The organism is uncultured Oscillibacter sp. (genome assembly GCF_910587525.1).
Classification (GTDB): domain Bacteria; phylum Bacillota; class Clostridia; order Oscillospirales; family Oscillospiraceae; genus Oscillibacter.
Map to the genome: position 1 here is coordinate 1 of NZ_CAJULS010000115.1, position 7,512 is coordinate 7,512.

The following is a 7,512-nucleotide window of genomic DNA, read 5'->3' on the forward strand; positions in this document are numbered from 1 at the left end:
TGGTGATGAGCATGCCGAAGGCGATGGGCACCAGCAGCAGGGGCTCAAACTTCTTCACAATACCCAGGTACAGCAGGAAGCAGGCAATGACGAGCATAACCAGGCACTTCCAGTTGTCTCCCTGGGTAAACAGCGCGAAGCCCGTGCTGTTTACAAAATCCAGAATAGCTTCCATGTGTGTCCCTCCAGCGCTTTACTGGATGACGCACAGCAGAGTGCCGGACTCCACCGCCGCGCCCTTGGAGGTGTTGATGGAGGCCACCTTGCCGTCGCAGGGGCACATGATCTCGTTTTCCATCTTCATGGCCTCCAGGATCATCAGCACGTCGCCCTTCTTCACGGCGGCGCCCTGGGCGACCTTCACGTCCAGAATAGTGCCGGGCATGGGGCTGGTGACCTGCTCGCCGCCGGCGGGAGCGGCAGCCGCAGGGGCGGGGGCGGCAGCGGAAGCCGCGGCAGGGGCGGGAGCGGCGCCGGTCAGCTCCTCCAGCTGGATCTCATAGGCCGTGCCGTTGACAGTAACTCTGTACTTTTTCATGATAAAACTCTCTCCTTTTTCCTCTTACAGTTTTTTCATAGAGACGATCCGGATGCCTGTGATGTCGGTGCCGAGCTCCTCCGCGATGGCGGCGGAGACGGCGGCTACCAATTCCTGACGGTTGGGCTCCGCGGCCGCAGGGGCGGCGGGGACCGGAGCGGGGGCGGCGGCAGGAGCCGTGCGGCCTCCCACGGTCTTGCCCATGACCGTCGTCAGGACGATGAGGCAGATGAGCCCGAAAAACACGGTGCCCATGCCCATCAGGCAGACAAACAAGCTGGAATATTCTGGCATATTCTCCCTCCTAAAAATTAGATGCAGGGCTATTGTATCAATTTCCGCCGAAAAAAACAATGACTTTCTGAAATTTTATGCGGAAAATTTATTCGAAAATTTCCCGGCAAAAACGATTGCCTCTTTGTATAAACGGTCTCGACTGGACAGGAAAACTGTGGTATGATAATACAACATATCCGAAGAGGGGAGGCGAGGACGCCAATGCGCTATGGAACCGTGATCCCGGGCCGCTTTGTGGACCGGCCCAACCGTTTTGTGGCTCACGTGGAGACAGCGGAGGGGCTTCAGACCGTCCACGTGAAGAACACGGGCCGGTGCCGGGAGCTGCTTCTCCCCGGCGCTCCGGTCTACCTGGAGCGGGGGACCAGACCCGGGCGGAAGACCCTCTACGATCTCATCGCGGTGGAGAAGGGAGCGGTGCTCATCAACATGGACGCCCAGGCCCCCAACAGGGTCTTCGGCGAGTGGGTGCAGGGCGGCGGCTTTTTGCCGGAGGTGACGGCGGTGCGGCCGGAGTTCACCTATGGGGAGTCCCGTCTGGACTTCTGTCTGGAGACGCGGTCGGGGCCGCACCTGGTGGAGGTCAAGGGGGTCACCCTGGAGGAGGGCGGCGCGGCCCGCTTCCCCGATGCTCCCACGGAGCGGGGCGTGAAGCACATCCGGGAGTTGCAGCGGGCGGCGGAGGCCGGGATGGGGGCAACCCTCTTCTTTGTGGTGCAGATGGAGGGTGTCCGCTCTGTGGCCCCCAATGACGCCACCCACCCCGCTTTTGGCGAGGCCCTGCGGGAGGCGGCGGGGCACGGCGTCCGGGTCTGCGCCTGGGACTGCCGGGTGACGCCGGAGAGCATCGCCATCCGCTGTCCGGTGCCGGTGATTCTGTGACGCCGGGCGGCGTGTCTCATAAAAATCCGGCGGACCTCGTACGATAGAGCGTGCGGGAGATATGCGAAGAGATGGAGGAGCGTTGTCTATGAGTTTTCTGGAGCTGATTCTGATCGGCGTGGGCCTCTCTATGGACGCCTTTGCCGTGGCGATCTGTCAGGGGTTGTCCATGACCCGGCTCAACTGGCGCCGCGCCGGGGTGATCGCCCTGTTCTTCGGCGGATTCCAGGCGGCCATGCCCCTGCTGGGGTGGGCGCTGGGGTCCCGGTTCGCCATGTACATCCAGGAGCTGGACCATTGGGTGGCCTTCGTGCTGCTGGCCCTCATCGGCGGCAACATGGTGCGGGAGGCCCTGGGGCCGGAGGAGGCCGCCTGCGCCGCCGGAGACCTGGACCTCCGGCAGCTCTTTTTGATGGCGGTGGCCACCAGTATCGACGCCCTGGCAGTGGGCGTGACCTTCGCCTTTCTGGAGGTCGCCATCCTCCCGGCGGTGTCGGTCATCGGCGTCACCACCTTCTGCCTGTCCCTGGCGGGGGTGGCCGTGGGCAATTTCTTCGGGGCCCGGTACAAGCGGCGGGCGGAGCTGTCCGGCGGCGTGATCCTGATTCTCCTGGGGGTGAAGATCCTGTTGGAGCATCTGGGTGTGCTTTGACGCAGAAAGGAGATCCCATGGAATTTTCAAAAGAGGAATTGACGGAGGCCAGGCGGCAGATCGAATCGACTTTGCACAAGCTGCGCCAGACGGTAAAAACCCTGGAGGGAAAGGAGCGTCCGGAGCGGTACAAGTCCCAGATTACGCTGGCGGCGCGGCGGATCAGGGCCTTTGAGATTGCGGAGGCCCTGATCGCCCGGGAGATGGAATAGACAGCAGGGGCGTGGCTTTTTAGCCGCGCCCCTGCTGAATTACTTTGTCCGCTTGGCGTATTTCTCTCCGGCGTACTCATAGCTCTCCACAATCAGCGGTTTCAGCGCCTCAAAGGTCTGCCGGGAGGGGGTGAGTACACAGGCCCATCCCATCCAGGCGTAGACGGGATGGGGCAGAAGGCAGTCCGTATGGGAGAAGTCACAGGGCATGTCTACAATGCCGCCCTTGGGCGGGCGCTGGGGCAGAGGGCCGAAGAGGCGGCGGAAGGTCTCCCGCCGCAGGCCCAGATTGACCCGGTACACGCCCTCCCGGTCCAGACGGGAGCTCCTGTCGTTTTCTCCGTCCCGCTCCTTGACGGTCAGCACATAGACGCCCCGCTTCAGCTTCCCGCCGGGGTTATAGAAGACGCCCCGCTCCCCCCAGCTGGAGACCAGGATGGTTCCCTCCAGGGTCTCCAGGCAGTATTGAAGGATTTCATCCGGCTTCATATTATTGCACCTCCTGCTTTTTGTGATGGGTATTGTACCACGGAGATGAGTGCTTGTCCAGATGGTGGAAATTGCACTCCCGTTGTTGCGCCGGGTCGGAAAAGGGCGTACAATGGCGTTGATTATTACGAGAAGGAGTACCGCCATGTATATCGCCGACCTCCACATCCACTCCCGCTTCTCCCGTGCCACCAGCCGGGACTGCGGCCTCCCCCATCTGGACTGGTGGAGCCGCCGCAAGGGCATCGGTTTGGTGGGTACCGGGGATTTCACCCACCCTGCCTGGCGGGCGGAACTGCGGGAGCAGTTGGTTCCGGCGGGGGAGGGAGTCTATGCCCTGCGGGAGGAATTCCGCCTGCCGGAGAGCAGGGCGGGAGAGATTCCCCGGTTCGTCGTCACCGGGGAGATCAGCTCCATCTACAAGCGGGACGGCAAGACCCGCCGGGTCCACAACCTGATCCTTCTGCCCTCTCTGGAGGCGGCGGACGTACTCTCCGCCCGGCTGGAGGCCGTGGGCAACATCCGTTCCGACGGCAGGCCCATCCTGGGCCTGGACAGCCGGGATCTGTTGGAGATGATTCTGGAGACCTGCCCGGGGGCGGAGCTGATTCCCGCCCATATCTGGACGCCCCACTTCTCCATGTTCGGGGCCTTTACGGGCTTTGAGACGGTAGAGGCGTGTTTCGGGGACCTGGCGCCTCACATTCACGCCATAGAGACGGGGTTGTCGTCGGACCCGCCCATGAACTGGCGGGTGACCGCCCTGGACGGGCTGACCCTGGTCTCCAACTCCGACGCCCACTCCCCGGCAAAGCTGGGCCGGGAGGCCAACCTCCTGGAGACAGAGCGGACCTATCCGGCCCTGCTCCGGGCCATCCGCACGGGGGAGGGGTTTGGCGGCACCATTGAGTTTTTCCCGGAGGAGGGGAAGTACCACTTGGACGGCCACCGGAGCTGCGGCGTGTGCCTGACGCCGGCGGAGACGGCGGCCCGGGGCGGGCTCTGCCCGGTGTGCGGAAAGAAGCTGACTGTGGGTGTGGAGCACCGGGTGGAGGAGCTGGCGGCCCGCCCGGCGGGTTTCCGGCCCCAGGAGGCCAAGCCCTTTGAGAGCCTGGCGCCCCTGCCGGAGGTGATCGCCGCCTCCACGGGCTTCTCCGCGGCAGGGAAGAAGACGGCGGCGGTATACGAGACGCTGCTGCGGGAGCTGGGACCAGAGTTCCATATTCTGCGAGAAGCGCCTGTAGAGGATATCGCCCAAGTGGCGGGGCCGCTGACCGCCGAGGGCATCCGCCGCCTGCGGCAGGGGCAGGTGGAGCTGCGGGCGGGATTCGACGGGGCTTATGGGACGGTTGCGCTGTTGTCTCCCGAGGAGCGGACGTGGCTGGCAGAACCTCCGGGAGCGGGAGAGACCACCATAAAGAGGCCCAGGAGATAAAAACGGAAAAGCAACCCTGGGTTGCCGAAATGCAAGCTGCATGTGGTTTACATCTCAGAAATCACAGTGTAGTATTGGAGAAAAAACAGGGCCGAAGGAATGTGTGTAATTGAAATTGGCGGAGATGGCAAATGCGTCCAGGCGGGCTGTTTTGAGGCGGGGAGATCAGGGGGCAACGTTGTTCAGGAGTTATATATTTAGAAGGGAAATATATGAAGTTGGAAGAAAAGTTGGTTTTGTTAAGAAAACAAAGGGGACTTACGCAATTGGAATTGGCTGAAAAGATAAACGTATCCCGACAGGCTGTTTCGAGGTGGGAATCAGGAGAAACAACGCCGTCAAGGGAGAACTTAAAAGCACTGAGCGGCTTATATTGTGTTACGATAGATTCTATGTTAAATGGGGATGAACAGGGGGTGGAAAGGATGGAAAAACAGGAAAAGTTCGTTGTGCTCCGAAAAAGAAATATGCTTATCGTCATTCTGGCTATAGCGGCAGTACTGGGTACAGGAAAAGCTTTCCATATGACAATGACTGTAATAACTATGTGTTTATGGACCGCAATCATGGGTTTGATTGTTTTATTAATATGGTCAATCTGGAAAAAAGGAGGTTAAAATTCGTACTTACCAGCGAGAACAGTGAATAATTTGGAAAGGATGAGTATGTATGAAAAGAGTCGCAACCATAATCGTGGCGATTGCCATGAGCATTTCCATGATGCAAGCGGGAGCATTGGCGGCATCCTAAAGAGGCGAGGGCCATTGAAAGAAATGGGGAAGTATTATTTTACAATTTAAATACACTGGCCCCAAATGAGAGCATTTCGCTGGATATAGTGGATAATAATGGCAATCCGGCGACAATTGGCATTGAGGCGGTTTTCGCTGGAATTACCAGAGCCGATACAAGAACCTTTCAGGTATATTATCACGGGATATTCTTTGATGCAGAGTTTTATATGGATGTTACAAACAATCAAGTAACTGACGTGAGAGATTATGCAATTACAACAATTGGGGCTACATATGATAATGTTGTTTTAAGCAAGACTTCTACATATGGAAGATTGGCCTTTGATGCGACTACGCTGGATTTGGTGACAAAAACCTGTTGGCTTAAGGGAACAGTTACGGGAAGTGACAATGATATTAGTGTTACCTGGGATATGTAAATTGGATGGATGCTTCTGACAAATAACGAGCGGGAGGCGCATATATTGCGCCTCCCGCTCGTTAGTCCTTGTTTAAAAGATGTCAAAACGCCCAAATGGGCGGTCCGAAACATGCCTTCGGGCGCAGCCTGCACTTACCGTCGAATACATTTCCCGCGTTTTTTGACGGCTGGGGGTCCTGTTATATTACTTTTTGTTCAGCCCCTCGACGTAGTTCACAAACTGCTGGGCGATGCGGCCGGAGAAGCCGCCGTGGCGGACCTCCCAGGTGTTGGCCAGAGCCAGCAGCTCTTTCTCGTCCATCCGGATGCCCTGCCGCTGGGCCAGGGCCAGGACAATGGCCTGAAACTCCTTGGGCGTGGGGGCGTTGTAGTTGATGGCGACGCCGAACCGGGCGGAGAGGGACAGCTTCTCCTCTACCGTGTCGGAGCGGTGAATGTCGCCGTGGTGCTCCATGTCCGTGCGGTCGTTCCAGGTCTCCCGGATCAGGTGGCGGCGGTTGGAGGTGGCGTAGATCAGCACGTTGTCCGGCCGGGTCTCCACGCCGCCCTCGATGACGGCCTTGAGGAACTTGTATTCCACCTCGTTCTCCTCAAAGGAGAGGTCGTCGATGAAGATGATGAAACGGTAATTTCGATTTTTCACCTGGGCCAGCACAGCAGAGAGATCCCTGAACTGGTGCTTGTAGATCTCGATCATCCGAAGACCCCGGCTGAAATACTCGTTGACCAGGGCCTTGACGCTGGTGGATTTGCCGGTACCGGCATCGCCGTAAAGCAGGACGTTATTGGCGTGTTTGCCGTCCAGGAAGGCCTCGGTGTTTCGGCGGAGCTCCTCCTTTTGCTTCTCATAGCCCAGCAGGTCCTCCAGCATCACCCGGTCCACGTTGGTGATGGGCAGGAACTCCAGTTCCTTTCCATGGCCCTGGATGCGGAAGGCCCGGTTCATGGCGAAGAGGCCGAAGCCGTACTGCCGGTAATAGCTGGTCATGAGGGAGAAGATGTCCTCCTCGTCCCGGGCCTGGGCCAGGGCACGGCTGAGGACCCGCACCTGCCAGCTCACATCCCGGTTGTAGATCCGATCCCGCTTGGGCAGGGCGCTGTAATGGGAGATGGCGGTGAAGCAGTCGAGCCCAAGGTCCTTTTCAATGGGGGAAAAATCGTAGTGGAAAAGGCGGCGGAAGACGGCAAAGTCGGCTTTGACAAAGCCGTTGACGGTGCCCTCCCGGCTGCCGGAACGCTCGCAGGTGAGGGTGAAGGCGTTCCGGTTGGTCATCAGCAGCCAGGTGAGGTAGCAGTGCCACAGGTTTTCGTCAAATCCGCAGGAAGTGCCCAGCTCCAAAAGCCGCTTGATCTCCCTGTAAATGCGCCGGACCAGTTCGTCCCGGTCAAAGCCGCCCCGCTCCCAATCCCGGAGGACCTCCGAGAGGCGGAGGAGGATGCTGTCCTTCCCCAGATTGCTGTACATCAGCAGATGCGCTACATCGCGATACATTTCGACACTTCCTCTTTACGGTTGATTGCGTCAGTCCAGCACGGCACCCCTGTCGGCGGAGGAGACCAGCCGGGCGTACCGGGCCAGATATCCGGTTTTGATCTTGGGCTCCGGGCAGACCCAGGCGGCCTTCCGCCGGGACAGCTCCTCATCGGAGACTTTCAGGGTGATGGTGTGGGCGGGGATGTCGATGGCGATTCTGTCGCCCTCCTCCACCAGGCCGATGGGGCCGCCGGAGGCCGCCTCCGGGGAGACGTGGCCGATGGACGCGCCTCTTGTCGCGCCGGAGAAGCGGCCGTCGGTGATGAGGGCCACGTCCTTGTCCAGCCCCATGCCGGC

General features: G+C 59.6%; 11 protein-coding genes and 1 pseudogene. 6 read left to right on the forward strand and 6 right to left on the reverse strand.

Features of this window, described 5'->3' with window-relative positions; genetic code table 11:
* The 3 genes from QZ326_RS09990 to QZ326_RS10000 form a co-directional block, all read right to left on the reverse strand.
* The coding region (locus QZ326_RS09990; RefSeq protein ID WP_295744735.1) for a sodium ion-translocating decarboxylase subunit beta at nt 1-175 on the reverse strand (175 nt) is incomplete at its 3' end.
* 18 nt (nt 176-193) lie between these two features.
* On the reverse strand, nt 194-538 hold the full coding sequence (locus QZ326_RS09995) for a biotin/lipoyl-containing protein (RefSeq protein WP_295744711.1): 345 nt from the start codon (nt 536-538) through the stop codon (nt 194-196).
* 24 nt (nt 539-562) lie between these two features.
* The gene (locus QZ326_RS10000; RefSeq protein WP_295744714.1) at nt 563-832 is read right to left on the reverse strand and encodes an OadG family protein; all 270 of its coding nucleotides are present in this window, start codon (nt 830-832) and stop codon (nt 563-565) included.
* A gap of 204 nt (nt 833-1,036) precedes the next feature.
* On the opposite strand from QZ326_RS10000, the gene sfsA reads away from it, so the two are divergent.
* From sfsA to QZ326_RS10015, 3 genes are all read left to right on the forward strand, one after another.
* The gene (sfsA, locus tag QZ326_RS10005) at nt 1,037-1,717 is read left to right on the forward strand and encodes a DNA/RNA nuclease SfsA (protein ID WP_295744716.1); all 681 of its coding nucleotides are present in this window, start codon (nt 1,037-1,039) and stop codon (nt 1,715-1,717) included.
* Nucleotides 1,718-1,799: 82 nt separating this feature from the next.
* On the forward strand, nt 1,800-2,369 hold the full coding sequence (locus QZ326_RS10010; protein WP_365329004.1) for a manganese efflux pump MntP family protein: 570 nt from the start codon (nt 1,800-1,802) through the stop codon (nt 2,367-2,369).
* A gap of 17 nt (nt 2,370-2,386) precedes the next feature.
* Complete coding sequence (locus tag QZ326_RS10015; protein WP_295744720.1) at nt 2,387-2,581, forward strand: hypothetical protein; 195 nt, start codon at nt 2,387-2,389, stop codon at nt 2,579-2,581.
* A 39-nt stretch (nt 2,582-2,620) separates the two neighbouring features.
* Here QZ326_RS10015 and QZ326_RS10020 read toward each other — a convergent pair whose 3' ends face one another.
* Nucleotides 2,621-3,070: a DUF6194 family protein gene (locus QZ326_RS10020; RefSeq protein WP_295744723.1), complete on the reverse strand. Its 450-nt coding sequence runs from the start codon at nt 3,068-3,070 to the stop codon at nt 2,621-2,623.
* A 145-nt stretch (nt 3,071-3,215) separates the two neighbouring features.
* Here QZ326_RS10020 and QZ326_RS10025 point away from each other — a divergent pair.
* From QZ326_RS10025 to QZ326_RS10035, 3 genes and pseudogenes are all read left to right on the forward strand, one after another.
* Nucleotides 3,216-4,442: pseudogene (locus QZ326_RS10025) on the forward strand (endonuclease Q family protein); the annotation flags it as partial.
* 275 nt (nt 4,443-4,717) lie between these two features.
* Nucleotides 4,718-5,122, forward strand: a complete 405-nt coding sequence (locus QZ326_RS10030; RefSeq protein WP_295744726.1) for a helix-turn-helix transcriptional regulator — start codon at nt 4,718-4,720, stop codon at nt 5,120-5,122.
* A gap of 206 nt (nt 5,123-5,328) precedes the next feature.
* A complete protein-coding gene (locus QZ326_RS10035; RefSeq protein ID WP_295744738.1) occupies nt 5,329-5,679 on the forward strand; it encodes a DUF5626 family protein in 351 nt (116 codons plus the stop codon).
* Between the two features lie 186 nt (nt 5,680-5,865).
* Here QZ326_RS10035 and QZ326_RS10040 read toward each other — a convergent pair whose 3' ends face one another.
* Both QZ326_RS10040 and QZ326_RS10045 read right to left on the reverse strand, forming a co-directional pair.
* A complete protein-coding gene (locus QZ326_RS10040; RefSeq protein ID WP_295744729.1) occupies nt 5,866-7,173 on the reverse strand; it encodes an ATP-binding protein in 1,308 nt (435 codons plus the stop codon).
* Nucleotides 7,174-7,203: 30 nt separating this feature from the next.
* Nucleotides 7,204-7,512, reverse strand: a 309-nt coding sequence (locus QZ326_RS10045) for a dihydroxy-acid dehydratase (protein ID WP_295744732.1), incomplete at its 5' end; no start/stop codon positions are given.

What these genes read in the sequence shown, in the direction of transcription:
- QZ326_RS10030 (WP_295744726.1), top strand. Translation starts at nt 4,718, where the DNA reads ATGAAGTTGGAAGAAAAGTTGGTTTTGTTAAGAAAACAAAGGGGACTT.
- QZ326_RS10020 (WP_295744723.1), bottom strand. Translation starts at nt 3,070, where the DNA reads ATGAAGCCGGATGAAATCCTTCAATACTGCCTGGAGACCCTGGAGGGA.
- QZ326_RS10015 (WP_295744720.1), top strand. Translation starts at nt 2,387, where the DNA reads ATGGAATTTTCAAAAGAGGAATTGACGGAGGCCAGGCGGCAGATCGAA.
- QZ326_RS10000 (WP_295744714.1), bottom strand. Translation starts at nt 832, where the DNA reads ATGCCAGAATATTCCAGCTTGTTTGTCTGCCTGATGGGCATGGGCACC.
- QZ326_RS10040 (WP_295744729.1), bottom strand. Translation starts at nt 7,173, where the DNA reads ATGTATCGCGATGTAGCGCATCTGCTGATGTACAGCAATCTGGGGAAG.
- sfsA (WP_295744716.1), top strand. Translation starts at nt 1,037, where the DNA reads ATGCGCTATGGAACCGTGATCCCGGGCCGCTTTGTGGACCGGCCCAAC.
- QZ326_RS09995 (WP_295744711.1), bottom strand. Translation starts at nt 538, where the DNA reads ATGAAAAAGTACAGAGTTACTGTCAACGGCACGGCCTATGAGATCCAG.